This is a genomic window from Nonomuraea zeae (genome assembly GCF_005889725.1).
Lineage (GTDB): Bacteria > Actinomycetota > Actinomycetes > Streptosporangiales > Streptosporangiaceae > Nonomuraea > Nonomuraea zeae.
Genome location: NZ_VCKX01000188.1, coordinates 1 through 24,881 on the forward strand (window position 1 = coordinate 1; position 24,881 = coordinate 24,881).

18 protein-coding genes are annotated in these 24,881 nt (G+C 72.1%); 7 read left to right on the forward strand and 11 right to left on the reverse strand.

What is annotated here, in order from left to right; genetic code table 11:
* Positions 1-32 precede the first annotated feature (32 nt).
* The gene (locus tag ETD85_RS41420) at positions 33-386 is read right to left on the reverse strand and encodes a hypothetical protein (protein ID WP_138695306.1); all 354 of its coding nucleotides are present in this window, start codon (positions 384-386) and stop codon (positions 33-35) included.
* A 396-nt stretch (positions 387-782) separates the two neighbouring features.
* Here ETD85_RS41420 and ETD85_RS41425 point away from each other — a divergent pair, with 396 nt between their 5' ends.
* A complete protein-coding gene (locus ETD85_RS41425; RefSeq protein ID WP_138695307.1) occupies positions 783-1,844 on the forward strand; it encodes a hypothetical protein in 1,062 nt (353 codons plus the stop codon).
* Positions 1,845-1,872: 28 nt separating this feature from the next.
* Here the strand turns inward: ETD85_RS41425 and ETD85_RS41430 are convergent, their stop codons facing one another.
* From ETD85_RS41430 to ETD85_RS41460, 7 genes are all read right to left on the reverse strand, one after another.
* Positions 1,873-2,874, reverse strand: coding sequence for a TerC/Alx family metal homeostasis membrane protein (locus ETD85_RS41430; protein WP_138695308.1), 1,002 nt, complete (start codon positions 2,872-2,874; stop codon positions 1,873-1,875).
* Positions 2,875-3,074: 200 nt separating this feature from the next.
* On the reverse strand, positions 3,075-3,773 hold the full coding sequence (locus ETD85_RS41435) for a hypothetical protein (RefSeq protein WP_138695309.1): 699 nt from the start codon (positions 3,771-3,773) through the stop codon (positions 3,075-3,077).
* A gap of 113 nt (positions 3,774-3,886) precedes the next feature.
* A complete protein-coding gene (locus tag ETD85_RS41440) occupies positions 3,887-4,849 on the reverse strand; it encodes an ABC transporter permease (protein WP_240779764.1) in 963 nt (320 codons plus the stop codon).
* Complete coding sequence (locus ETD85_RS41445) at positions 4,849-5,946, reverse strand: ABC transporter permease (RefSeq protein WP_138695310.1); 1,098 nt, start codon at positions 5,944-5,946, stop codon at positions 4,849-4,851. Before ETD85_RS41445 ends, ETD85_RS41440 begins: the two co-directional genes overlap by 1 nt.
* Positions 5,943-6,941 (reverse strand): ABC transporter ATP-binding protein, encoded by a 999-nt coding sequence (locus ETD85_RS41450; RefSeq protein WP_138695311.1) that lies wholly within the window; start codon positions 6,939-6,941, stop codon positions 5,943-5,945. The genes ETD85_RS41445 and ETD85_RS41450 overlap by 4 nt, the downstream gene beginning before the upstream one ends.
* The gene (locus tag ETD85_RS41455) at positions 6,941-7,963 is read right to left on the reverse strand and encodes an ABC transporter ATP-binding protein (protein WP_138695312.1); all 1,023 of its coding nucleotides are present in this window, start codon (positions 7,961-7,963) and stop codon (positions 6,941-6,943) included. Before ETD85_RS41455 ends, ETD85_RS41450 begins: the two co-directional genes overlap by 1 nt.
* A gap of 56 nt (positions 7,964-8,019) precedes the next feature.
* On the reverse strand, positions 8,020-9,846 hold the full coding sequence (locus ETD85_RS41460; protein ID WP_138695313.1) for an ABC transporter substrate-binding protein: 1,827 nt from the start codon (positions 9,844-9,846) through the stop codon (positions 8,020-8,022).
* A 414-nt stretch (positions 9,847-10,260) separates the two neighbouring features.
* Here ETD85_RS41460 and ETD85_RS41465 point away from each other — a divergent pair, with 414 nt between their 5' ends.
* The 6 genes from ETD85_RS41465 to ETD85_RS41490 all read left to right on the forward strand — a co-directional run bounded on the left by ETD85_RS41465 (position 10,261) and on the right by ETD85_RS41490 (position 19,772).
* The gene (locus ETD85_RS41465) at positions 10,261-10,767 is read left to right on the forward strand and encodes a PadR family transcriptional regulator (RefSeq protein ID WP_138695314.1); all 507 of its coding nucleotides are present in this window, start codon (positions 10,261-10,263) and stop codon (positions 10,765-10,767) included.
* The gene (locus ETD85_RS41470; RefSeq protein WP_138695315.1) at positions 10,760-11,425 is read left to right on the forward strand and encodes an ABC transporter ATP-binding protein; all 666 of its coding nucleotides are present in this window, start codon (positions 10,760-10,762) and stop codon (positions 11,423-11,425) included. The genes ETD85_RS41465 and ETD85_RS41470 overlap by 8 nt, the downstream gene beginning before the upstream one ends.
* Positions 11,422-12,651 carry a hypothetical protein gene (locus tag ETD85_RS41475; protein ID WP_138695316.1) on the forward strand — a complete coding sequence of 410 codons (1,230 nt, stop codon included), beginning with the start codon at positions 11,422-11,424 and terminating at the stop codon, positions 12,649-12,651. The genes ETD85_RS41470 and ETD85_RS41475 overlap by 4 nt, the downstream gene beginning before the upstream one ends.
* Positions 12,652-12,964: 313 nt before the next feature.
* Positions 12,965-18,433, forward strand: a complete 5,469-nt coding sequence (locus ETD85_RS41480; RefSeq protein ID WP_138695317.1) for an ATP-binding protein — start codon at positions 12,965-12,967, stop codon at positions 18,431-18,433.
* A gap of 141 nt (positions 18,434-18,574) precedes the next feature.
* Positions 18,575-19,261: an alpha/beta fold hydrolase gene (locus ETD85_RS41485; protein ID WP_138695318.1), complete on the forward strand. Its 687-nt coding sequence runs from the start codon at positions 18,575-18,577 to the stop codon at positions 19,259-19,261.
* A gap of 52 nt (positions 19,262-19,313) precedes the next feature.
* Positions 19,314-19,772 (forward strand): GNAT family N-acetyltransferase, encoded by a 459-nt coding sequence (locus ETD85_RS41490; RefSeq protein WP_206059180.1) that lies wholly within the window; start codon positions 19,314-19,316, stop codon positions 19,770-19,772.
* 74 nt (positions 19,773-19,846) lie between these two features.
* Here the strand turns inward: ETD85_RS41490 and ETD85_RS41495 are convergent, their stop codons facing one another.
* The 3 genes from ETD85_RS41495 to ETD85_RS63655 form a co-directional block, all read right to left on the reverse strand.
* Complete coding sequence (locus tag ETD85_RS41495) at positions 19,847-20,932, reverse strand: epoxide hydrolase family protein (protein WP_206059181.1); 1,086 nt, start codon at positions 20,930-20,932, stop codon at positions 19,847-19,849.
* A gap of 240 nt (positions 20,933-21,172) precedes the next feature.
* Positions 21,173-24,109 (reverse strand): trypsin-like peptidase domain-containing protein, encoded by a 2,937-nt coding sequence (locus ETD85_RS41505; RefSeq protein ID WP_138695320.1) that lies wholly within the window; start codon positions 24,107-24,109, stop codon positions 21,173-21,175.
* Positions 24,106-24,881 (reverse strand): hypothetical protein (locus ETD85_RS63655; RefSeq protein WP_170247124.1); only part of this gene is annotated, 776 nt, incomplete at its 5' end. The genes ETD85_RS63655 and ETD85_RS41505, both read right to left, overlap by 4 nt.

Consider the following 24,881-nt stretch of genomic DNA (forward strand, 5'->3'; position numbering starts at 1 on the left):
GACAGCGGCCGGGCGGTGCTCGGCGGGGGCGGCTAACAGAGGCTGTTCCAGTTGATCGCCTTGCCTGCGGCGGCCTTGATCAGCCGGCAGGCGATGGCGGCCAGCCCTCCGGTGAAGCCGCCGACGATGCTGCAGACCGCCATGCCGAACAGCTGGTAGACCGCATAGACGGCCTGGGCGCGCAGGCAGTTGAGGCCGTCCAGGGGGCCGGCGTCCGGCGGCATCGCGGGCGACAGGGGAATGGCCTGGATCTGCTCGGGGCTCAGCCCGGCCGCCAGCTCGTCGAGCAGGCTCTCGGTGTCGTCGCCGAACTGGGCCAGTACCTGGGCCACGGCCGGGTGCTCGCGCAGCGCCGCCTTCTTGTCCTCGCCGGTGGTGATGGTCATCTGATGCTCCTTGTGTCGTCCGTTGAGTCGATCGTTCGGGTTCGCGGTGCGCGTGGTTCCGGGGGACCGCGCGGCCCGGGAGGGTCGCTGGGGGCGGGGAGTGGTGCACGTCGCCGCATGGCTGCTCGCTCCTGTCTGGCTTCGACGGACAGCAAAGCCGGGCCGGAGAGGTGTCCAACAGGGCTTCGGACGGACTCGACCGCTTCCGGTCCCGGCCAGACGGGCCCGGACGGACATAGACGGGCCCGGACGGTCACAGACGGCCGCGGATGGACGCGGACGGACGCGGACAGCGGGGCACCGCTCGTGGACATCGCCGGACACGGTGGGTAATCGTTCGTACACTGTCGGGCGGAATGATGGCTCCGGGCAGGGAAGGGCGGGGCGAAAGAGCAGATGAGCGCGGATCCGGACGGCGGCGGCGATCCTCGCGGCGACGGCCCGGGGGTAGGTCCGGCTTCGGTCCCCATCCATCAGGGGCCCGACGCGGTGACGTGTCACCAGGACCTGGTCAGGCTGCTGAACCTGCAGTTCGCCCAGGCCGACGCGTCCCTGCGGGAGCTGCAGGCGCGGGCCGACAAAGCGGGCGGGGCCCGGCTGCCGCGCGCCACCTGTGCCGACATGCTGGCCGGGCGGCGCTTCCCGAAGAAGGCGGTGATGGTGGCGTTCCTGCGGGCGTGCCGGGTGCCCGGCGATCAGCTCCCCGCGTGGGAACGAGCGTGGGATCGGCTGCGGGTCACCCGGCTGCCCGTCCACGCGGAGAGCGAACGCCCGGACGAGACCCCCGGCGCACCGGGCGAGGAAGAGCCGGCCCCCATCAGCGCCCGACCCCCGACCCGCGCCTGGGGCCGGCGCCGGGCCGTCCTGTCGGCCGTGTCGGCCGTGCTGGGTGTCGCGGCCCTGGCCGGCGTCGTCGTCGCTCAGCGGATGGCGTCACCGCGCGCCGCGTCCGGTGGATCCGCCGCCGCCGACCCCGGCCACATTCTCAGCGACGACGGCCGCGCGTTCGGCCCGGGCGGATCGAGCTGGTTCACCGTGACCGTCGACCCGGCCAACGCCGGCGTGCGGCTGGTCCGCCGCATGGACGCCGGCGTCGCCATGCAGTACGCCGTCATCACCGTCAACGGCCGCCCGGCCGCGATCTGGCGGCCGCTGCCCGGCGACGCCACCTACAAGTGGCGGGACCAGGTCGTCACCATCCCGCGGGCCCTGACGGAAGGACGGCGTACGCTCGCCATCGGCAACACGTTCATGTCCTCCTCCTTGGGCTTCAACGAGTTCCGCTACGTCGTCGAGCAGCACGTGGGCGGCTCCTGGGCCGTCGCCGACACACTCGACGTCGGCCTCCGGCACACCGCGAGCGAGGCCGCCCACGGCTACCGGATCATCGGGCAGGGGTGGGCCGACAACCAGACGTTCGCCTATCCGCCGCGGGAGGAGGACTGGCGAGTGGAGTGACCGCGGCCCGCCACGGTCACTCCGTACGTCAGCCTTCGGCCGCCGGCCGCTCGGCGCGCTCGGCCCGCAGGCTCGTGATGGTGACGCTGAGCAGGACCGTGACGATGACGCCGAGCGAGGCCGGAGTGGGGATCTCCGGCACCCAGGCCCAGATGCCGTGCGCCCAGTGCAGGAGCAGCTTGATCCCGATGAAGGCCAGGATGATCGCCAGCCCGTAGTTGAGATGCCGCAGCCGGGCCAGCGCGCTGCGCAGCACGAAGTACAGCGCCCGCAGGCCGAGCAGGGCGAAGGCGTTCGTGGCGAAGACGAGGAAAGGGTCCTCCGTCACGCCGTACACCGCGGGCACCGAGTCGACGGCGAAGACGATGTCGGTGGCGAACACCGCCACCGTGGCCAGCGCCAGCGGGGTGATCGCCAGCCGGCCCCCTTCCCGCACGAACAGGCGGAAGCCGCGGTAGTCGCCGGTGACCGGGACGAAGCGGCGCAGCAGCCGCACGCTCCGCATGGAGTCGATGTCGACCGTGTGCGACTCTCCCTTCCTGGCCTCCTTGAGCACCTTTCCGGCCGTCGCGAGGAGCACCGCTCCGAACAGCAGGAACACCCACGTGCCGCTCTGGAGGGCGGCCGCCCCCAGCGCGATGAAGATCGCCCGCAGCACCAGGGCCCCGACGATCCCGTACAGCAGCACCCGCTGGGTCAGCTCGGCCGGCACCGCGAAGGCGGCCAGGAGCAGCATGAACACGAACAGGTTGTCCACCGACAGAGACTTCTCCACCACGTATCCGGTGAAGAACTCGACCGCGACGGTGGTGCCGAACGCGCCCCACAGATAGCCGGCGAACACCACCGGCAGCACCAGATAGAACACCGACCACGTGACGGCCTCGCGCAGCCCGACCTCGTGCGGCCTCCTGGTCAGCACGATGTCGACCACCAGCAGCAGGAGCAGGCCGGCGACGGTGACCGACCACAGGGTGACAGAAGCGACGCTGCTCGGGGCAGACGCAGCCGAAAGCATCCCCGGTGACATGGAACCTCCTCGAACGTGACTCAGCCGTTCGAGGTCTCCTTCACCCGGGGGTTGGCGGGCGGCCGTCCGGGGACGTCGGTACGTCCGTACTGACCGGATCGGCACTTGCGAAGTACTCCCCTCGCTAGGCCCGAGCGTAAACCAGATCCGGACATTCCCAAACCCCAAGATTCCGGAGAGCGCCGCAGGAAGGCAGGCGGCTACCCCTTCCGAGGCCCCAGCCGCTGCCGTCCGCCCTTCAGGCGCTCGCGCAGCTCGAGATAATCCGCACCGTCGCCGGTGATCCTGACATAGTCCTTGAGATCGAACTCCGCCTGATCGTTCGCGTGGTCGTCCGCTATGGCGTTGAGGCCGCGAGCCTCGTCCGTGGGCTGGATGAAGCCCATCGCGTCGAGCCGTTCGAGCTCGAGCTGGAGCTTCCGGTCCTCGCGGAATCTGACTCGCACGGTCTGCTGCTCCTTGAGCCTGCGCAGATGGTCCCACTCGTACTTGGTCACGAGCCCGGTCAGCGCCACCCGCAGCGCGTGGACCTCGGATTCGAGCGAGTCCTGGCGCTCCTCGTACGCGGCGAGCCGCGCGCTGAATCCGCCGGGCCCGATCGTGAAGTCGGTGATGGAGTAGGAGGAGGCCGAGAAGGCCGCGACGGCGAGCAGCGCGACGGCCAGCGCGATCTCCGGGAGCTGCAGCCGGTCGCCGGCGGCCACCAGCCCGAAGGGGACCGTCGCGAGGTAGGCGAGGCAGGCGATCACCAGCACGACGACGCAGGCCACGCCGAGCCGGCGCAAGGGCGTCGCCGGTTTCCCCCGGCGGGCCGGCCGCGAAGCCTCGCCCTGATCTCGTCCCGGCCGGTCGCGGGCCCCGTCCATAGCGCCGTCCATAGCACCGTCCGTGATGTCCATCCCGGCTCCCTGTCTCCACGCGGATCTTCGAGGGCCGGATCGCGCCGCCGGCCCTCGACGCCCATGCAACACCCGGACCCGCGCCTGTTCCAGCGCGGCCGGCCCGGTCCGCGTCAGGTGATGCGGACGCGCGGGTCGAGCAGGCCGTACGCGAGGTCCACCAGCAGGTTGGCCACGATGACGGCCGTCGTGGCGAGGATGACCACCCCCATGATGACCGGCAGGTCCCCGCTGACGAACGCCTGCACCACCGCCTGGCCCACGCCCCCGAGCCCGAACACCGACTCGGTCACGACCACGCCGCCGATGAGCGTGCCCACGTCCACGCCGAGCTGCGTCACCACGGGCGTGAGCGCGGCCCGCAGCCCGTGCCGGTAGATCACCCGCTGCTCCGGCACGCCCTTGGCGCGGGCGGTGCGGATGTAGTCCTCGCCGAGGACGTCCAGCAGTGAGCCGCGGGTGAGCCTTGTGTAAGAGGCGGCCTGCACGGTGGCCAGGGTGATCCAGGGCAGGATCAGGTGGCGTGCCCATTCGCCGGGGTTCTCCGAGAACGGCACGTACGAGTCGGGCGGCAGGATCGGCGCCCCCGCCATGGAGAGCTGGAAGAACAGGAAATACAGCAGGAGCAGCCCCACGACGAACGTCGGCATCGACACCCCCGCCAGGGCGACCAGCGTCACCGCCCGGTCGAGCAGCGAGCGGGCCCTGGTCGCGCTGAGCACGCCCGCCCCCACGCCGATCGCCAGCCAGAGCACCGCGCCGCCCAGCACCAGCGAGAACGTCGGCGGGAAGTCCCCGGCGAGCAGCCTGCCGACGGACTCGCCGGAGAAGTAGGACTGTCCCAGGTCCCCGTGCAGCAGCCGCCCGAGGTAGGAGCCGTACTGGACGAGCACCGGGAGGTCGAGGCCGAGGTTGTGGCGGATCAGCTCGACCTGCTCGGGCGTGGCCTGCCGCCCGGCGAGCGTACGGGCCGGATCGCCGGGCGCGACGAAGAACAGCAGGAACGTGCCCAGCGTGACCAGCCAGAGCACCAGCAGGCCCAGCAGGACCCGGCGGAGGAGGAACCTGTGCAGCATCAGCCCTCCAGACGAGAACGACGGCGCTCACGGCGCGAGCTTCCACGTGCGTCTCCGGGCGCGTCTCCACGTGCGTCTCCGGGCGCGTCTCCGGGCGCGTCTCCATGTGCGTCTCCACGTGCGTCTCCGGGTGCGTTTCCGCGTGCTTTTCTGCGCGCGTTTCTGCGGCGGCCGAACAGGCGCTCCATGCGCGGGTCGATGGCGTCCCTGACGCCGTCGCCGACCAGGTTGAACGCGAGCGTGGTGAGCAGGAGCGCGACGGCGGGGCAGCTGAGGTACCACCAGGCGACCCGGTAGAACCCCTGCGCCTCGCTGAGCAGATTGCCCCAGGACGGGGTGGGCGGGGTGATGCCCAGCCCGAGGTACGACAGCGTCGATTCGAAGACGATGGCCACCGGCACGAGCAGGGTGGTCAGGACGATGACGGGGGCGAGCAGGTTCGGCAGGATGTCCACGAACATGATCCGGAAGTCGCCCGCGCCCATCGACCTGGCCGCCTCCACGTACTCGCGTTCCTTCAACGTCAGCGTCTGCCCGCGGACGATGCGGGCGATGGCCGCCCAGGAATAGAAGGCGATCACCCCGATCGTGGCGCTCAGCGACGGCCCGGCGATGGACACGACCGCGATGGCGAAGATCAGGTAGGGGAACGACAGCACCACGTCCATGGCCCGCGGCAGGATCGTGTCGACGACCCCGCCGTAATAGCCGGCCAGCAACCCGACGACCACCCCTACCAGCGCGGCCATCCCGGTGGCGACCACGCCGACGAGCAGCGAGACGCGCGCCGCGTACAGGACGCGGACGAACAGGTCGCGCCCCAGCCGGTCGGTGCCGAACCAGAACTCTCCGTTGGGGGCCACCGGAAGCCCTTCGTCAGTGACGCCGGTGTCGCGGAACTGCTCGTCGGGGTCGTGCCCGTTCCAGGCGGCGATGAGCGGCGCGGCCAGGGCCAGGGCGCACAGCGCCAGGACGACCAGCCCGGACGCCAGCGCCACCCGGTCGGTCACGATCCGCCGCCAGGCCAGCTGCCAGGGGCTGCGCCCGGTGACGGCATGGTCGGTGACGACGTCGGGTCGTAGCTCGGTGAGGGTCATGCCGGCCTCCCCGCGGTCAGGTCCTCGCCGGCGGAGACGGGGAAGTGGCAGGCCACCGGATGCTCCTTGGACTCCAGTACGGGCTCCGCGGACGCGCAGACCTCCCGCGCCTTCGGGCAGCGCGGATGGAAGCGGCACCCGGAAGGCGGGTCGATGGGGGAGGGCACGTCGCCGGTCAGGATGACGCGCTGCCGCCGCTCCGCCTCGTCCGGGTCGGCGACGGCGGTGGCCGACAGCAGCGCGGCCGTGTACGGATGCCGCGGCGCGTCGTGCAGCTCGTCCGCGCCCGCCAGTTCGACGATCTTGCCCAGGTACATGACCGCGATGCGGTCGCTGATGTGCCGCACCACCGACAGGTCGTGCGCGATGAACAGATAGGTCAGCCCGTAGTCGTCCTGGAGGTCCTTGAGCAGGTTGAGGATCTGCGCCTGGATGGACACGTCGAGCGCCGACACCGGCTCGTCGCAGATGATCAGCCGGGGGCGCAGCGCGAGCGCCCGCGCCACGCCGATGCGCTGCCGCTGCCCGCCGGAGAACTCGGCGGGGAAGCGGTTGTAGTGCTCGGGGTTGAGCCCCACCCGCTCCATCAGCTCCTGGACGGTACGGCGCAGCTCCGGCCCGCTCGCCGCCCGGTGGATCACCAGCGGGTCGGCGATGATCGAGCCGACGCGGCGGCGCGGGTTCAGCGCGCCGTACGGATCCTGGAAGATCATCTGGATGTCGCGGCGGAAGGCCCGCATGCGCCGTCTGGGCAGGTTCGTGATGTCCTGGCCGTCGAAGCGCACCCGGCCCGCCGTGACCGGGTGCAGCCCGGCGACGCAGCGGGCGAGCGTGGACTTGCCGCAGCCGGTCTCGCCGACCAGCCCGAGCGTCTCGCCGGCGGCCAGCTCGAATGCGACGCCGTCCACTGCCTGCACCCGGCCGATCGTGTGCTTCACGAGCAGGCCGCTGGTGATGGGGAAGTGCTTGACCAGGCCGTCCACTTCGAGCAGCATCACGCCTCCTTCGCCCGCAGCCGCAACGCCTCCGCCGCCGCGCCCAGCCCGACCGCCTCGTGCGGCAGCCAGCAGGCCGAGGCGTGCCCGCCGGAGCCGGTGACCGGGGCGAGCGGCGGCCGCTCGGCGGCGCAGACCGGCATGGCGTACGGGCAGCGCGGGTGGAAGGCGCAGCCGGAGGGGATCGCGATCAGGCTGGGCGGGGAGCCCGGGATGGGCCGCAGCCGGCCGCCCCGGTCGCCGCTGCTGCCCGGGATCGACTCCAGCAGGCCCTTCGTGTACGGGTGGTGGGGCCGGTAGTAGAGCGTGCGCCGGTCCGAGCGCTCCACCACGAGCCCGGCGTACATGACCATGACCTCGTCGGCCATCCCGGCCACCACGCCGAGGTCGTGGGTGATGAGCACGAGCGCGATGCCGAACTCGGCCTGCACCCGCGCGATCAGCTCCAGTATCTGCGCCTGGACGGTGGCGTCGAGCGCGGTGGTCGGCTCGTCGGCCACGATGAGCTTGGGGTTGAGCGCGAGCGCCATCGCGATCATCGCGCGCTGCCGCATGCCGCCGGAGAACTGGTGGGGGTAGTCGTCGGCCCGGCGCTCGGGGCGCGGGATGCCGACCAGGCCGAGCAGCTCCACCGCCCGCCGCCTGGCCTCGGCCTTCGAGGTCTCCGGGCGGTGCACCCGGATCAGCTCCTCGATCTGCCGGCCGACCTTGTAGAGCGGGTGCAGGCTGGTCAGCGGGTCCTGGAAGACCACGCTGATCTCCGCGCCCCGGATGCGGCGGAGCTGGTCGCGGTCGAGCCGCAGCAGATCGACGCCGTCGAACAGAGCGGTTCCTGAAATGTCGGCACCCGGGGTGAGGCCGAGGATGGCCTGGGTGCTCACGGTCTTGCCGCTGCCGGACTCGCCGACGATCGCCAGCGTCCGGCCTGGTGCGATGGTGAACGTCAACCCGCGCACAGCCTGCACCACGCCGTCGGACGTGGGGAAGGCCACCCGGAGGTCCGTCACCTCAAGCAGGCTCATGTGTCCTCCTCGAGGTGCCCGGCGGGGCCATGGGGCGGCCCGCCGGGCACCGCCGGTCACGGGGTGTTCGGGCTCAGCCAGAGGTTGGTGATGTCATAGAGCTGGAACGCCGGCAGGTACAGCGCGTTCCGCACCCGCTTGTTGTGGTAGATCGGCGTGTTCTGGTTGTTGAACGGCACGATCACCGCGTCCGCCATCACCGCCTGGTCGGCCTGGTGCCACAGCGCCGCCGCCTTGGTGGTGTCGGTCTCGGTGAGCGCCTGCTCGATCAGGCCGTCCACCTTCGGGTTGCGGTAGCAGCCGTAGTTGCTGGTGCCGGGGTTGCAGTTGGTCTGGAACAGCGGCTGCATGGTCGAGCGGCCGTTGTTGCCGTACCAGTCGGGCACCCAGCCGGGGGCCGAGATGTCCCACTTGCTGGCCTTGGCGATGGAGGTGTTCTGCAAGAACGCGCCGTAGTAGTCCCCCTGGCGGACCGGCAGGCCCTTGACCGTGATGCCGCACTGCTTCAGGTCCGCCGAGTACGACTGGAAGTTCGCCGGGTGGTTGCCCGCGTTGCGGTAGGCGCCGATCAGGGTCAGCCCGTTCGGGTAGCCCGCTTCGGACAGCAGCTGCCTGCACCTGGCCGGGTCGCCGGCGTCGCCGGGCGTCGGGTACGGGTTGTACTCCTGGTAGCCGATGTTGCCCGGCGGGATCGCGGTGTGCAGCGGGGTCGCGACGTCGGAGCCGCCGTAGATCTTGGCGATGGCCACCTTGTTGATCGCGTACTCGATGGCCTGGCGGACCTTGAGCTTGCCCATGGCCCCGCTTTCGTTCTTGCTCTGGAGATTGAAGACGAGGTACGGGTTCGTCACGGCGCCGGGGAAGATGTGGAAGCCGGGGTCGCCGCGCTTGAGCCGGGGAATCTGCGAGGTCGGCACCGGCAGGTCCCATGCCAGGTCGGCGCTGCCCGCCTCCAGCTGCTGCTGGACGGCGTCGGGCTCGGCGACGCCCATCTTGACCTCGACGGCGTTGACGTACTGGTGCCGGATCGGGTCCGACTCCTGCTTCCAGGCCGGGTTGCGCTCCATCCTGAGCGACTTGGCGGCCACGTACGAGCTGATCCGGTACGGGCCGTTGGAGATCACGTGCCGGCGGAAGGCGGCGTCGTCGGGGACGTACTGGTCGTACTCCGCCGGGGCCGCCGAGGAGAAGTTCAGCGACAGGATGTTGAGGAAGTCCCCGGCGGGCTGGGTCAGGGTGAAGACGAGCGTTCTGTCGTCCTTGGCCTGGACGCCCGCGATGTCGTGCTCGTTCTGGTACGCGGCCAGCGCCGGCGCCGTCGGCTTGGCCTTCTTGAACGTGTCGGCGTACGCGGCGCAGTACCCCGCCATGCCCTTGATCGTGCTCGTGTAGTAGCCGGGCGCGCCGGAGCCGGCGACCGGGTTGCACAGCCGCTTGAAGCCGCGCACGAAGTCGCCGGCCGTCACTTGCCTGGGAGGCTGGGTGTCCCACTGGACGCCGTCGCGCAGCTTGATCGTGTAGGTGAGCTTGTCGGCGCTCAGCCCGCCGTTGGCCGCGGTCGGCAGCTCGGCGGCGACGTCGGGGACGAGCTCGAACCCCTTGGTCGTGTCGACCCCCGGCGGCACGCCGCGCAGCGCGAAGAGCTGGCGGGCGTAGCCGCGGATGAGACCGCTGGTGACCGTGTAGTAGGCGCTGGCCGGGTCGAGGTGGTCGACGTCGCCGCTGCCGACGAGCCGCAGGGTGCCGCCGGGCACGGGTTGGCCGGCCGGTGAGGACGCGGGCGCCCCCGAGGGCCCGGATCCGGTGTCCGTCGCGCATGATGTGATGGCGATCAGGGTTGCCGCCGCCACGACGGTGATGGTGAGATGGCGCAAGCTGGCCATCTGTCCTCCCTCGTGCCGAGATGAGTTCTTGTGGCTGGCCGAGGTGGGGCGTGCGCCGTGGCCGCGGGGCGCGCCCCACGTTTTCTGTCACGATCAAGTCACGCGGCGGGTGGGCTGTCGAGGACGGTTATGGAACCGATGGCGACTAGCGACGCCTTGTTGATATTGATTTGATGGTCATAACGTCGCTGTTTCGCGATAAAGCCAGTTAAGGCGTGATGACGACGTCGCGGGTCGCCCCGGCCGGGCCGGAAAGTGACGCGAAGAGGCGCAGGGTGCCGCCGGGCGCGCGGCCCCGATCCCGGGGACGAGGTGGAGCTCGCCGGTGCTGGTGCCGTGCGAGCCGTAGGTCTGCGAGCGCACAGGGAGGGGAATCCGTAACGATGACTATTCATTCAATGTATAGTCTCGATCATGTCGACCGGTCACGTGCTGCTCGGCCTCCTCGCCGAGCGCCCGAAGCACGGTTACGAGCTCAAGAAAGAGCATGATCAACGCCTGGCGGGCGCCAAACCGCTGGCGTACGGGCAGGTCTACGCCACGCTGCAGCGGCTGGAACGCGACGGCTACGCGGAGGTCGCCGAGACGCAGCAGGAGGGCGGCCCCGAGCGGACCATGTACGCCATCACCGACGGCGGGCGCGCCGAGCTGGCCCGCTGGCTGGACACCGTGGAGCCGCCCGCCCCCTATGTCGCCAGCTCGCTGTTCGCCCGGGTCGCCGTCGCGGGACAGGCCGCCGACGGCTATCTCGTCAAGCAGCGCCAGGCGCACCTGGCCCGTATGCGGGAGCTGACCGCCGCGAAGGCGTCCGGCGAGCCCGCGCAGGTGCTGGCGGCCGACTACGCGCTCCAGCACCTCGACGCCGACCTGCGCTGGATCGAGACCGCACTGTCGCGGCTGAAGGAGGACAGCAATGCTTGAGGCCAGAGCCCTGGTGAAGTCGTACGGCCGGACCAGGGCGCTGACGGGGGTCTCGCTCGACATCGCGGAAGGGGAGATCCTGGCGATCACCGGGCCGAGCGGATCGGGCAAATCCACGCTGCTGCACTGCCTGGCCGGGATCGTCCGCCCGGAGTCCGGCGAGGTCGTCCTGGACGGCCGGCGGATCGACACGCTGCCCGAGGCGGAGCTGACCAGGTTACGGCGCGAGAGCTTCGGCGTCGTCTTCCAGTTCGGCGAGCTGGTGCCCGAGCTCACCGCGGCGGAGAACGTCGCGCTGCCGATGCTGTTCAACCGGCACGGGCGGCGGGAGTCGATGAACGTCGCGGCGGACTGGCTGGCCCGGCTGGGAGTGTCCGACTGCGCGGGCCGGCAGCCGGGCGAGCTGTCCGGCGGGCAGGTCCAGCGGGTGGCCGTCGCGCGGGCGCTGGCGACCGGCCCGGGCGTGATCTTCGCCGACGAGCCCACGGGAGCCCTCGACACGCTCGGCGGCGAGCAGGTGATGAGCGCCCTGATCGACGCGGCCCGCACCAGCCGCACGACCGTCGTCCTGGTCACCCACGACAACCGGGTGGCCGCCTACGCCGACCGGGAGGTCGTCCTGCGCGACGGCGCCGTGCTGGCGGGGGTCGGCCAGTGATCACCATCCTGCGCCTGCTGAACAGGCGACGGTCGCGGATCGACCGCGTACGCGCCCGGCTGATCGCCGCCGGCGCCGGAGCGGCGACGTTCCTGGTCTGCACGGCGGTCAGCCTGGCGGACTTCGACGACGAGGGCGGCTCCCTGACCGGGCTCGCGCTGGCCCTGCTGGCCCTGCCGGTCGCCGGCCTGGTCCACCAGGCCAACCGGCTGGCCACGGCCACCAGGGAGCGACGGCTGGCCGGCCTGCGGCTGGCCGGGGCCACGCCCGGCGAGGTGCGCCGGCTCGGCGCGCTGGAGGGCGGCCTGCTGGCGCTGGGCGGCTCGGCGGCCGGGGCCGCGGTCTACGCGCTCACCCATCTCGCCGGGCCGCTGGAGCAGGTGCCGGTGGTCATCGCGGGGGTGACGCTCGGCGGAGCTCTGTCGGGGGCACGCGCCGGACGGCACGTCGTCGCCTCCCCGCTGGGAGTGGTCCGCCGTTCGCGCCTGCGGGGGCCGCGAGTGCGCGACCTGCTCCTCGTCGTCGCCGGTGTCGGCCTCTTCGCTCTCGGAGGCGTGTTCAAGGGCCGTTTCGCGCTGGGCGGGGCGTACGGGGCGGCTGTGGTCATCGCGGCCGGGATGGCGTTCCTGCTGTTCGGCACGACCCTGGCCGCGACGTGGCTGATCAGGGCGTACGCCCGCCGGGTCGGCCGGCGGACGGAGTCACCGGAGGTGCTGCTGGCCGCACGGCTGGTCGAGGCCGATCCGCGGGCGTGGGCCAGAGCTCTGTCCGTGGTGAGCCTGACCGTGTTCATCGGCGCGGCCGCCGGGGCGCAGCAGGCCGGCCCCGGTTATCACCAGGCCCACGCGCTCGTGGACCTCGCGCTGCTGGTGGCCCTGGCGACCTCGGCGGCCGCCCTGGTGGTGCACCAGGCGGAGGAGCTGCTCGATCGCCGGCGCTCGTTCGCCGCGCTGGTCGCCTCCGGGGTGCCGGCGCGGGCGCTGGGCGGGGTGCTCGTCCGGCAGGCGCTCATCGCCGCGCTGCCGGTCTGCGCCTCGGCGGCCGTCCTCGGGGTAGTGGTGGTGATCGTGCCTCTGCTGGGCGTCTACCAGGTCCAGTGGCTGGGCTGGGCGGCCGCCAGGGCCGTGGCCATGACGGGCATCGGGGTTCTCGCCGCGATGCTCGTGGCCCTGGCGGCTCGCCCGATGCTGCGCGAGACCTCCCGGCTGGAGCAGCTGCGGGCTTGACCGATGGACGGCTCGGCCGCCGCCGGGAACGGTGAACGGCCTTCCCGGCGGCGGATGCCACCGTCCGGCCGGGGCTCACCATCGGCCGGGGCTGAGACCGCCGTGAACCGGGAGAAACCAGAGCAGGACGAATCGGGCAGCCCCTGGTCGGGCGTGCGCGGCGGAGGACCTTTGGTCGGTTCCTACAATTGAGATCGGGTAGCCTGCGCTGTCTGCTACATGGCGTCGCCGGCCATTAGGCGGAAAGGTGCAAAGTGCGGGTCCGCCTTGTCGCGGCGCGCAAACAGTGTCGTCTACAGGAGGGCTCGGTCGGGTGTTCAGTCGTGTCGCCATCGTCAATCGTGGTGAGGCCGCCATGCGGCTCATCCACGCCGTACGGGACATCGCCGCGGAGACCGGGACCAGGATCGAGACCGTCGCCCTGCACACCGACGTCGATCGCACGGCCACGTTCGTGCGCGAGGCCGACATCGCCTACGACCTGGGGCCCGCGTCCGCGCGCCCGTACCTCGACCTGAAGGTCCTGGAGCGGGCGCTGGTGGAGACCGGGGCCGACGCCGCGTGGGTCGGCTGGGGCTTCGTCGCCGAGGACCCGGCGTTCGCGGAGCTGTGCGCGCAGATCGGCGTCACCTTCGTCGGGCCGGGCGCGGAGGCCATGCGCAAGCTGGGCGACAAGATCGGCGCGAAGCTGATCGCCGAGGAGGTCGGGGTGCCGGTCGCGCCGTGGAGCCGCGGCGCGGTCGAGACCCTGGACGCCGCGCTGGCCGCGGCGGCCGAGATCGGCTACCCCCTGATGCTGAAGGCGACCGCGGGCGGCGGCGGGCGCGGCATCCGCGTGATCACGAGCGACGCCGAGCTGGCCGACGCCTACGAGCGCACCAGCCAGGAGGCCGCGCGGGCGTTCGGCAGCGGCGTCGTGTTCCTGGAGCGCCTGGTCACCGGCGCCCGGCACGTCGAGGTCCAGGTGATCGCCGACGGCCACGGCACCGCGTGGGCGCTCGGCGTCCGCGACTGCTCGGTGCAGCGGCGCAACCAGAAGGTCATCGAGGAGTCGGCGTCGCCGGTGCTCAGCCCGGAGCAGACGGCCGAGCTCAAGGCGTCGGCCGAACGCCTGGCCGTCGCGGTCGGCTACTGCGGCGCGGCCACCGTCGAGTTCCTCTACCACCCCGGCACCAAACTGTTCGCCTTCCTGGAGGTCAACACCCGCCTGCAGGTCGAGCACCCGATCACCGAGGCCACCACCGGCTTCGACCTGGTCAGGGCGCAGCTGCGGGTGGCGTCGGGCGGCCGGCTCGAAGGCGGCCCGCCGGTGGAGCGCGGGCACGCCGTCGAGGCCCGGCTCAACGCCGAAGACCCCGACCGCGACTTCGCGCCCTCCCCGGGCCGCATCGTCCGGCTGGACCTGCCCGCCGGGCCGGGCATCCGCGTCGACACCGGCGTCAGCGAGGGCGACACCATCCCCGCCGACTTCGACTCGATGATCGCGAAGATCATCGCTTACGGCCGCGACCGCGACGAGGCGCTCGGCAGGCTGCGCCGGGCGATGGCGCAGACCAAGGTGATCATCGAGGGCGGCGCGACGAACAAGAGCTTCGTCCTCGACCTGCTCGACCAGCCCGAGGTGATCGACGCGAGCGCGGACACCGGCTGGATCGACCGCGTCCGCGGCGAAGGCAGGCTCGTCTCGCACCGCCACTCCGCCGTCGCGCTGGCGGCGGCCGCGATCGAGGCGTACGAAGAGGAGGAGCGCGCCGAGCGGCAGCGGCTGCTGTCGACCGCGTTCGGCGGACGCCCGCAGGTGCAGCACCAGAGCGGCCGGCCGCTGGACCTCAAGCTGCGCGGCGCCGGCTACCGCGTGCGGGTCGCGCGGATCGGCGCGCACCGCTTCCGCGTCGGCGTCGAGGCGGGCGGCGACGTCCGCACCGCCGACGTCGAGCTCGACCGCTTCGACCGGCACACCGGGCAGGCCATCGTCAACGGCGCCCGCTACCGGCTGCTGACCGGCACGCACGGGCCGATCCACCTGATCGAGGTGGACGGCGTGGCCCACCGGGTCAGCCGCGACGAGGGCGGCGTCGTCCGCTCGCCCGCGCCCGCGCTGGTCGTCGCCACGCCGGTGAAGGTCGGCGCCGAGGTCGAGGCGGGCGCGCCGGTGCTGGTGCTGGAGAGCATGAAGATGGAGACGGTCCTGCGGGCGCCGTTCCGGGCCCGGCTGAAGGAATGCGTCGTGTCCGTGGGCAGCCAGGTGGAGACCGGCGCGGCGCTGCTGCGGCTGGAGCCGCTCGCCGACGACGACCCCGAAGCCGCCCGCGCCCCGGTGGCCGAGACCGTCGAGCTGGACCTGCCCGCCGCGCCCGATCGGATCCCGGTGCCCGCCCGCCTCGCGCGCGGCCAGGAGGACCTGCGCGGCCTGCTGCTGGGCTTCGACGTCGACCCGCACGACGAGCGCCGGGTGCTCGACGACTACCTCGCCGCGCGCAGCGCGGCCATCTCGGCCGGCCAGCCGCCGCTGGCCGAGGAGCTGGAGATCGCCGAGGTGTTCGCCGACCTCGCCGAGCTGAGCCGTAACCGGCCGGTGGGCGAGGACGGGGGCGGCGGTGCGGGCCACCTGCACAGCGCCCGCGAATACTTCCACACCTACCTGCAGAGCCTCGACGTCGAGCGGGCCGGGCTGCCCGCGGCGTTCCAGGCCAAGCTGGCCAAGGCGCTCGGCCACTACGGCGTCACCGGCCTGGAGCCCGCACCCGAGCTGGAGGCCGCGGTCTTCCGGATCTTCCTCGCCCAGCAGCGCGCGTCCGCTGACGTCAAGGTCGTGACGGCGTTGCTGCGGGCCTGGCTGCGGGAGCCGCCGCCGGACGAGACGCTGCGCGAGCCCGCCGGGCTCACGCTGGAGCGGCTGGTGGCCGCGACGCAGGTCCGCTTCCCGGTGGTCGCCGACCTCGCGCGCGGCGTGGTGTTCGCCTGGTTCGGCCAGCCGCTGCTGCGCCGCAACCGCGCCCGCGTCTACGCCGACGTGCGCAAGCACCTGCGCCACCTCGACGCGAACCCGGACGCCCCCGACCGCGCCGAGCGCATCGCCGAGATGGTACGCACCACCGAGCCGCTCGTGCGCCTGCTCGGCCAGCGGCTCATCCGCGACGACCTCGACAACGCGATCATGCTGGAAGTGCTGACCAGGCGCTACTACGGCAACAAGGGGCTCACCGGCGTCCGCAGCCGCGAGGCCGCGGGCTGCACGTTCGTGGTCGCCGAGCGCGCGGGCTCGCGCGTGGTCTCCGCCGCGGTGAGCTTCGCTGCGCTGGGCGGCGCGCTGCGCGGGCTCGCCGAGCTGGCGGGCGGCGAGGACGCCATCGTCGCCGACATCTACCTGTCCTGGGAGCGGCAGCCGGAGGACTCCGAGGCCATGGCGGCCGCGCTGCACGAGATCGTCAGCGCCCACCCGCTGCCCGGCCAGGTCCGCAGGCTCACCGCCACCGTCGCGGGCAGCGGCGGCGCGGTGATGCACCACCACTTCACGTTCCGCCCGTCGGCCGACGGGATGGCCGAGGACCGGCTGATCCGCGGCCTGCACCCGTACATCGCGGAGCGGATGCAGCTGGAGCGGCTGAGCAAGTTCGACCTCACCCGGCTGCCGTCGTCCGACGAGGAGGTCTACCTCTTCCAGTGCGTGGCGCGCGACAACCCGTCGGACGACCGCCTCGTCGCCTTCGCCCAGGTGCGTGACCTGACCGAGCTGCGCGAGCACGACGGCAGGCTGGTCGCGCTGCCGACGGCCGAGGACACCATCGCCACCTGCCTCGACTCGATCCGCCGTGCGCAGTCGCGGCGGAAGTCGAGCCAGCGCTTCAACACCAACCGCATCGTGGTCTACGTCTGGCCGCCGAGCGAGATCACCCGCGCGGAGATGGAGATGATCGCCGGTCGGGTGCGGCCGACGACCGCGGGCGCCGGGCTGGAGGAGATCCTGTTCATCGCGCGGCAGCGCGACCGGGCGACCGGCGAGCTGACCAAGATCGCCGTGCGGATCTCGTTCGACGCCACCGGCGGAGCCGAGCTGACCGTGGGCGAGCCGTCGTCCGAGCTGGTCGAGCCGCTCGACGACTACCGGCAGAAGGTGCTGCGCGCGAGCAGCCGCAACACGGTCTACCCCTACGAGCTGACCGGGCAGCTGGGCGACTTCACCGAGCACGACCTCGACGAGGACCACGCGCTGGTGCCGGTCGAGCGGCCGAAGGGACGCAACAGCGCGGCGATCGTCGCCGGCGTGGTCACCACGCCGACCGAGCGGCACCCGGAGGGCGTCACCAGGGTCGTGCTGCTCGGCGACCCGACCAAGTCGCTCGGCGCGCTGTCGGAGCCGGAGTGCCGGCGCGTGATCGCCGCGCTGGACCTGGCCGAGCGGATGCGGGTGCCGCTGGAGTGGTACGCGCTGTCCGCCGGCGCCCGGATCTCCATGGAGTCGGGCACCGAGAACATGGACTGGGTGGCCGCGGCGCTCAAGCGGATCGTCGAGTTCACCCAGGACGGCGGCGAGATCAACATCGTGGTCGCGGGCATCAACGTGGGCGCGCAGCCCTACTGGAACGCCGAGGCGACCATGCTCATGCACACCAAGGGCATCCTGGTGATGACGCCCGACTCGGCGATGGTGCTCACCGGCAAGCACGCGCTCGACTTCTCCGGCGGCGTGTCGGCCGAGGACAACTTCGGCATCGGCGGCTACGACCGGGTGATGGGCCCGAACGGGCAGGCGCAGTACTGGGCGCCCGACCTGGCCGCCGCGCGCGAGGTGCTGATGTCGCACTACGACCACACGTACGTCGCGCCGGGGGAGAAGGGGCCGCGGCGGGCGGTGACGACCGACCCCGCCGACCGCGACATCTCCGGCTTCCCGCACGTCGTGGCCGGCAGCGACTTCACCACCGTCGGAGAGATCTTCTCCGCCGAGGCCAACCCGGACCGCAAGAAGCCGTTCGACATCCGGACCGTGATGCGGGCGCTGTCCGACCAGGACCACCCGGTGCTGGAGCGCTGGGCGGGCATGGCCGACGCCGACACCGCCGCGGTCCAGGACGTGCATCTCGGCGGCATCCCGGTCTGCCTGCTCGGCATCGAGTCGCGCTCGGTGCCGCGGCGCGGCTTCCCGCCCACCGACGGCCCCGACTCCTACACCGCGGGCACGCTGTTCCCGCGGTCGTCGAAGAAGGCCGCGCGGGCGATCAACGCGGCCAGCGGCAACCGGCCGCTGGTGGTGCTGGCGAACCTGTCGGGCTTCGACGGCTCGCCGGAGTCGATGCGGAAGCTGCAGCTGGAATACGGCGCCGAGATCGGCCGGGCGATCGTGAACTTCCGCGGGCCCATCGTGTTCTGCGTGATCTCGCGCTACCACGGCGGCGCGTTCGTGGTGTTCTCCAAGGCCCTCAACCCGAACATGACCGTGCTCGCGCTGGAAGGCTCGTTCGCCTCGGTGCTCGGCGGCGCCCCCGCCGCGGCGGCGGTGTTCTCCGGCGACGTCAGCGCCCGCACGGCGGCCGACCCGCGGGTGCGCGACCTGGAGGCACGCGCCGCGGCCGCCTCCGGCACCGACCGCGCCGCGCTGACCGCGGAGCTCGACGAGCTGCGTACGTCGGTCCGCGCGGAGAAGCTCGGGGAGGTGGCCGCGGAGTTCGACCGGGTGCACGACATCCGGCGCGCGGTCGAGGTCGGCTCCGTCGACGCCGTCATCCGCGCCGCCGAGCTGCGCCCGCGGATCATCGAGGCCATCGAGGCCCGCCTGGGCTGAGCCCGCGGCTCACCCGTGCGGACGGCGGCGTCCGCACGGGTGAGTGCCGTGGTGACCTGCATGCCTGAGATGGTAACGAACGGTTCGATCACTGCTAGCATCAGAGATCGTATCGATCGGTTCGATCTGAAGGAGCGACTCATGGCGACCTACGTCCTGATCCCCGGCATGTGCCACGGCGGATGGTGTTTCGAGGAGCTCACCCAGGGGCTGCGCGGCCTGGGGCACAGCGTGTACCCGCTGACGCTGACCGGTCTCAGCGAGCGCAGCCACCTGCTGCACGGCACGGTGAACCTGGACACGCACATCCAGGACGTGACCGCGCTGCTGGCGGCCGAGGACCTCCAGGACGTCGTGCTGGCCGGCCACAGCTACGGCGGGATGGTGATCAGAGGGGTCGCCGACCGCATGCCCGGCCGCGTGCGCGCCCTGGCATACCTGGACGCCGTGGTGCCGGAGGACGGCGACTCCTGCTGGAGCCTGGTCTTCGAGCGGGAGCGGCAGTGGTACACGGACGTGGTGGACAACGGCTACGCGGTGCGGACGCTGCCGTTCTTCGACCCCCGGGCCACGCCGCACCCGCTGGCCTCGCTGCTCCAGCCGCTCCGCCTCACCGGCGACCGCACGCGGCTGCCGCGCCAGGTCTACGTGTACGCCGCCGCCTGGGACGGCGAGTCCCCCTTCACCCCCATCTACCAGCGGCTGCGCGAGGACCCTACGTGGACGACGCACGCCCTGGACAGCGGGCACAACCTCATGCGCGACGCGCCCCAGGACCTGCTGAAGATCCTGCTCGACGCCGCGGAGCCCGGCCCCGCCGCCCAGTAGCGGCGACCCCGGGCGGACGCCGGGCCGCCGGGAGGCTGGCACCATGGGGTGCATGAGGCCGGCGACAGAGGACGACAGGACCGCCGTCGAGCGACTGGTCCACGACGCGTACGCGCCGTGGATCGAGGTCATCGGCATGCGGCCGCTGCCGATGGAGGCCGACTACGCCGCGCTCATCGCCGACGGCCGGGTGCACGTCACCGACCGGCTGGACGGGCTGATCGTGCTCGTCCCCGAGGACGGTGTCCTGCTCGTGGACAACGTCGCCGTACGCGTCGGCGCGCGGGGCAGGGGCATCGGGCGCGGGCTGATGGCCTACGCCGAGGAGGAGGCGCGCCGGCTCGGCCTGCCCGCGCTGCGCCTCTACACCAACGTCAAGATGACCTCGAACATCGCCCTGTACGAGTCCCTCGGCTACGTCGAGACCGGCCGGGCCGGGGTCGAGGGGCGCTCGGCCGTGATGATGCGCAAACAGCTCACCACCTCGGGGACTTCATCGACCGAGCGGTGACGGCCGGATCCCTGCCGCGAGGCGTGCGGCCGGCGTCGGTGCGGAACGGGATCGTGCTGGAGGACGGCCGGGTCCTACCGCAGCGAAGCGAAGAAGCGGTGCAATTCCTCCGAAACTTGAGCCGGTTCCTCGTGGGCCATGAAATGGCCGCCGCGCCCAGGGACGCGGTAGTGGCGAAGGTCGGCGAACAGCCGCTCGGCCAGGCTGCGCGGGTAGCCCGTGAAGGCCGGCTCGTTGCTCAGCGTGACCGCCCCCGGCGCGAGGATGGGCGGGACCGGCCGGTTGTTGGGGTAGTCGTAATACTGGCGGAAGGACGAGCCGATCGTGCCGGTGGCCCAGTAGAGCGTGGCGATCGTCAGGAGCGTGTCCTTGTCCCAGCTCCGCTCCAGGTCGCCGCCGCAGTCGCTCCAGTCGCGGTACTTGTCGGCGATCCACGCCACCAGCCCGGCGGGGGAGTCGTTGAGCGCGGCGGCGAGCGTGTCCGGGCGCGACCACATGATCTCGCTGTAGCCCTGGTCGCGGACGTCGTAAGCGGCCAGGTGATCCAGGTAGGCCTGCTCCTCGGCGGTGGGGTCGGGGACGTCGGGGATCACCGCGCTGGTGACGTGCACGCCGGCGACCTCGTCCGGATAGAGCGCGCCCAGCCACTGCGTCACCCCGCCGCCGATGTCGCCGCCGAAGGCGCCGAAGCGCTCGTACCCCAGGGTCCGCGTCATCAGCGTGTGCCACGTCTCGGCCACGCCCCTCCGGGTGAAGACCCCCGCGGGCAGGTCGGAGAAGAGGAAGCCCGGCAGCGAGGGGATGACCACGTCGAACTCGTCCGTCAGCAGCGGCGCCACCCGCAACATCTCGACGAAGCTGCTCGGCCAGCCATGCGTCAAGATCAACGGCAGGCCGCCGGCACGGTCGCCGCGCAGGTGGACGAAGTGCACCCCACCGGCTTTGAAGTGCGGGAAGCTGTTCAGCCACGTCTCGGCCGCACGCCAGTCGAACCCGTCGGCCCAGTAGCCGACCAGCTCGCGCAGATAACCGGGATCGACTCCGGCGGCCCAGTAGGTGGCGTCGGAGGCCGTGGTGAAACGGGTACGCCTCAGCCGCTCGCGCAGGTCGGCCAGCACGTCATCGGAGACGGAGATGCGAAAGGGCTCGATGTCGATCACAGCGGCACGATACGGGCCCGGCCGAGATATCGGCAAAATCGCCGCATGCCGATCCGACCCTCGCCCATGACGCACGTCATAGCCGCGGGCGGTCACATGACCTGATGGCCCCGGGTCAAGGCGGTGACTCGTGGTGGCCCTGGCTCGGCGCCGCCAAGGTCGCGGGGGCAGCGGGCCTGCCGGCCGGCCTGGCCGTCCCCGCGATCGGCGCCGATGCGTGGCAGGGCGCGGCGGCTAGGATCACGGGCCCAGACCCCGCTTGACGGTGCCGTCCACCTTGCCGGTGGGGCCGAGGACCTTCCGGACGTTCCGCGCGTGCAGGAGCTGGTCGTTGACGTACAGGGACAGGTGGTCCACCGCCCAGTCCCCGCTGAACCAGTAATACGGGCTGAGCTGCTCGCTCAGGCTCGCCGGGACCACCTGGCGGCGCAGGGACCAGGGCTTGCCGAGCAGGTCGCTCAGCCGGGGGCCGGCCGGGTTCACGCGATAGAGCTCGGGCGTCAGGTCGTAGACGTTGATGTCGCCGGGATGGTTGCGCCCGCCGAACAGGTGCGTGGCGCCGCGCTCCCACAGCGCGGACAGGTCGTAGTCGTGGCCGTCGACGGCGAATACCGCGTTGTCGGCGGTCGCGCGCGTGTTGCCGGTTCTGATCACGAGCTGGAGCTTGCAGACGCGGTCGTTGTCGCCGACGGGCCGGCGCCAGCGCTTGATCGCGTCGAGCGCCGTCTTGGTGAGCCGCCGGAAGTGGATGTAGGAGAAGTCATACGACAAGTCGTAACCTGCCAGGACCGTGCCCTCGAAAAAGGCGAGGTGGGAGACGATGCCGACGGCCCGGTGACCGCCGCCGGGCAGCTGGAGGTGGATCGGGCCGCCGCTGGCGCCCTGGCGCATGTCGGTCTCCGTCGAGCCGCGGGTCTCGTCGTAGGGCTGCAGCGTGATGTCGGCGGTGTACATCTGCGAAGGGCCCGACGTCGGATATGGCGGACGGGCCGGATAGCCGGTGATCTTCGCGACCTGGCCGCGCATCTGGTGGTCGTCCAGAGCCGCGGGCCTGAATCCGCCGGGGTCCCAGCCGGCCGGGGCGTTCACCCTGAGCAGGGCATAGTCGTCCACGCTCTGCCCGTACAGGTAGTCCTGCTCGATGCCGCGGATGCTGGTCTGGGTGTTGGCCAGCCAGTCGAGCGGCACCTCCGCGTCCGCCAGCCGCACCGTGGACGAGGCGTACGGCTTGGTCGTCCCGCTGGCGCCGGGCGAGATCTCGAACGACGACATCCAGCCGTCCTCGTTGCACACGTTGTGCGCCGCCGTCACCACGTAGAAGTGCGTGCCGTCGGCGGGGATCAGCCAGCCGGTGCCGTGGCCGGTGCCGCCGCCGGGCGTGGTGACGCGCACCAGGCAGACCCACTTGTAGGGCGTGATGTTCGTGTTCGGCACGGGCGGCGGCGGCGCCGCCGCGGCAGCCGCCCGCCGGCGCGGTTCGGCGGGGCCGGGGTCGGGCTGCCGGGTGGGGATCCGGACCGACGTCCCGGCGATCTTTGCCGGGCTGCGGCCCGCGACGGCCCGCTCGGGCTGAGCCGAGTGCTCCACGTCGATCGTCCGCAGGCCCGCGCCGTACCCCGAGACCGTGTCGCAGGAGGGCAGGAACGCCGTACCCGGCAGGCCCGTGGGCCTGAGGGCCACCGGGCCGGAGTCCACGGAGGTCAGCTCGGCGCCCGCCCCGTCCTTCAGGACGACCTTGAGGGTGTAGGTGCAGGTCAGCTCCGGGTCGGCGGCCATCCACTGGCAGACCTCGACGGGCGGCGCGGTGTCGAGGAAATCGGGCCGGTAGCCGGCGGCCACCAGGTCGATGCTCTGCCGCTTGACGGCCTGCCCGGAGGCGACCGCGAACGCCGTCGTGCCCGCCGACTGAGGGCAGGCGACACCGGATCCGGACTCGGTCGTCCAGGTGCCGGTGCCGGAGGCGGTCCAACCGGTCAGACCGTCGGCCCCGCTCGGGTTGGTCACCAGCTCGGACGGGCGGAAGGCCGGGCTGAGCAGCACGCGCACGCTGGAGCCGGTGACCCGGAATCCGTTCGCGGCGTTCGCGGCCGGGTCGCTCGCGCTGTGCTCGAACTCGACGAAGCGCACGCCGGGGCCGTAGTCGCGGAAGGACAGGAGCGCCTGCCGCCAGTCGGCGCGGCCCGGCAGGCCGGGCCCGGAGATGGGCGGCAACGGCATCGTCGTCGTGCGCACCTCCTTGAGCACGGCCCGCGCGCCGTCGAGGAGCCGGGCCGTCAGCGCGTACGTGCTGCCGGTCACGCCGAGGGCGCAGACCCAGTCGCACACGTCGATCTCAGGGGCGGTGTCGAGGTAGGCACCGGTGAGACCGGCGGCGATCAGATCGATCGTGGCGGACTTGCGGCACGGCCCGCTCACTCCGTCGGCGGCGAACGCTGACGTCCAGCCCAGCGCGTCGGCCACGCCCCGGAGGGCGCGCCAGCTCCCCGCGGTCACGTTCCACCCGGTCAGGCCGCTCTCGCCGGAGCCGTTGGCCAGCATCTCCATCCGCAGGTTCTGGCCGGTGGCGCCGAACTGCTGGGCCAGGGCGATGAGCACGGCCTCGGCGTTGCCGCCGCGCACCTCGCCGAGGAGCGCGGTGGCGGCGTCGAGGGGAAGGCCGAACACCGCCGCCGTGGCCGCGGCCAGGCTCATCGCCGGGGTGGCGGGAGCGGCGGCCAGCACCGTGGCGAACGGCCTGAACGCGCCTCTGAACATCTCGAACGGGTCCGGAGGCGCGCCGTTCCCCGGCGACAGGTGCGTCGCGAGCGCCGACAACGCGGCCGACGCGGGATCGGCCTGCGGCGCGGTCGTCAGGGCCGCGCCGCCCGTGGCCGCCGCCGAGGCGGTGCAGGTCAGCGTCCACGTGCCGGGCTGCGGCGCGTGCACCAGGATCGCCAGCGGGCCGCCAGGGCCGGTCACGACGAGCGCGCCCGCGGTGTCGGTGGCGGTGCCGTAGGCGACCCCGTCCGGGCCGGTGAGCGCCATCGCGATCCCGGCGGGCGGCCCCGTCACGGCCGCGTACAGCAGCGGTGTCCCGGCCAGGACCTGGATGTGCCCGGTCAGCGGGCCCTGCGTGCCGTCGGCGGCCATGCGGCAGCAGGCGAATCCCGCCTCGCCGGTGAGGGTGAAGCCGTTCATCGGAACTCTCCGAGCAGGTGTGGGCGGGTGCGCACGTAGTCCAACATCTGCGACTTGAGGTTGATCTGGAAGACGTCGCAGGTCGGGATCTTCCAGTCGGTGTATCCCGCTTCGATCAGCGCGGGACGGGCCCACTTCTCGAGGGACGGGACGTCGGGCTGGTAGTGGCCGGAGGAGTTGGTGAGCAGGATCTCCCCCCTGGCCGAGTCGACCCGCATCATGCCCGCGGTCCTGGCGCAGCCGCCGCTGTTGAGCATGCTGTGCCTGACGTAGAGCTCATGGCCGGCGGCCCGGTCGTACATCTCGCGGTAGCGGAACACCTTCGACTCGTCCACGACGAAGATGTAGTAGCCGTCGGGGATCTGGTGCACCGCCCGCGGCTGCAGCGTCCTGCCGCCGACGGCCTCCATCGGGCCGTAGAACTGCAGGTGGTAGATGTCCTCCGCGAGCGGGTCCATGGCGATCTTGTACATGCCGTCCGGGCACTTGTTCCACCACCACCAGTGCAGCGCGAAGCGGCTCATGCCATAGCCGAGCGGGACCATCGCCGCCGCCGCGCCGAGCGCGCCGAGCCCGGTGCGGAGGTAGCCGGCCGGCAGCGAGTCGTGGTAGCGCGAGGCCCACGAGTAACCGGGCCAGGCGTGCTCGATGTAGTGCCGCGACTTCACCAGGTGCAGGCGGCCCAGGGTCCAGGCGGCGTCGAGCTTGTTCTGCAGCCAGCCCTGGCCGCCGTCGCCGTAGGCGGGGCCGGGCGGGGCGGCCGGAGCCTGGG

Bases quoted from the DNA above. Each gene is read 5' to 3' on its own strand.
- ETD85_RS41450 (WP_138695311.1), bottom strand. From the start codon at position 6,941: ATGCTGCTCGAAGTGGACGGCCTGGTCAAGCACTTCCCCATCACCAGC.
- ETD85_RS41430 (WP_138695308.1), bottom strand. From the start codon at position 2,874: ATGTCACCGGGGATGCTTTCGGCTGCGTCTGCCCCGAGCAGCGTCGCT.
- ETD85_RS41435 (WP_138695309.1), bottom strand. From the start codon at position 3,773: ATGGACATCACGGACGGTGCTATGGACGGCGCTATGGACGGGGCCCGC.
- ETD85_RS41440 (WP_240779764.1), bottom strand. From the start codon at position 4,849: ATGCTGCACAGGTTCCTCCTCCGCCGGGTCCTGCTGGGCCTGCTGGTG.
- ETD85_RS41425 (WP_138695307.1), top strand. From the start codon at position 783: ATGAGCGCGGATCCGGACGGCGGCGGCGATCCTCGCGGCGACGGCCCG.
- ETD85_RS41455 (WP_138695312.1), bottom strand. From the start codon at position 7,963: ATGAGCCTGCTTGAGGTGACGGACCTCCGGGTGGCCTTCCCCACGTCC.
- ETD85_RS41485 (WP_138695318.1), top strand. From the start codon at position 18,575: ATGGCGACCTACGTCCTGATCCCCGGCATGTGCCACGGCGGATGGTGT.
- ETD85_RS41505 (WP_138695320.1), bottom strand. From the start codon at position 24,109: ATGAACGGCTTCACCCTCACCGGCGAGGCGGGATTCGCCTGCTGCCGC.
- ETD85_RS41490 (WP_206059180.1), top strand. From the start codon at position 19,314: ATGAGGCCGGCGACAGAGGACGACAGGACCGCCGTCGAGCGACTGGTC.
- ETD85_RS41445 (WP_138695310.1), bottom strand. From the start codon at position 5,946: ATGACCCTCACCGAGCTACGACCCGACGTCGTCACCGACCATGCCGTC.
- ETD85_RS41470 (WP_138695315.1), top strand. From the start codon at position 10,760: ATGCTTGAGGCCAGAGCCCTGGTGAAGTCGTACGGCCGGACCAGGGCG.
- ETD85_RS41420 (WP_138695306.1), bottom strand. From the start codon at position 386: ATGACCATCACCACCGGCGAGGACAAGAAGGCGGCGCTGCGCGAGCAC.
- ETD85_RS41460 (WP_138695313.1), bottom strand. From the start codon at position 9,846: ATGGCCAGCTTGCGCCATCTCACCATCACCGTCGTGGCGGCGGCAACC.
- ETD85_RS41465 (WP_138695314.1), top strand. From the start codon at position 10,261: ATGTCGACCGGTCACGTGCTGCTCGGCCTCCTCGCCGAGCGCCCGAAG.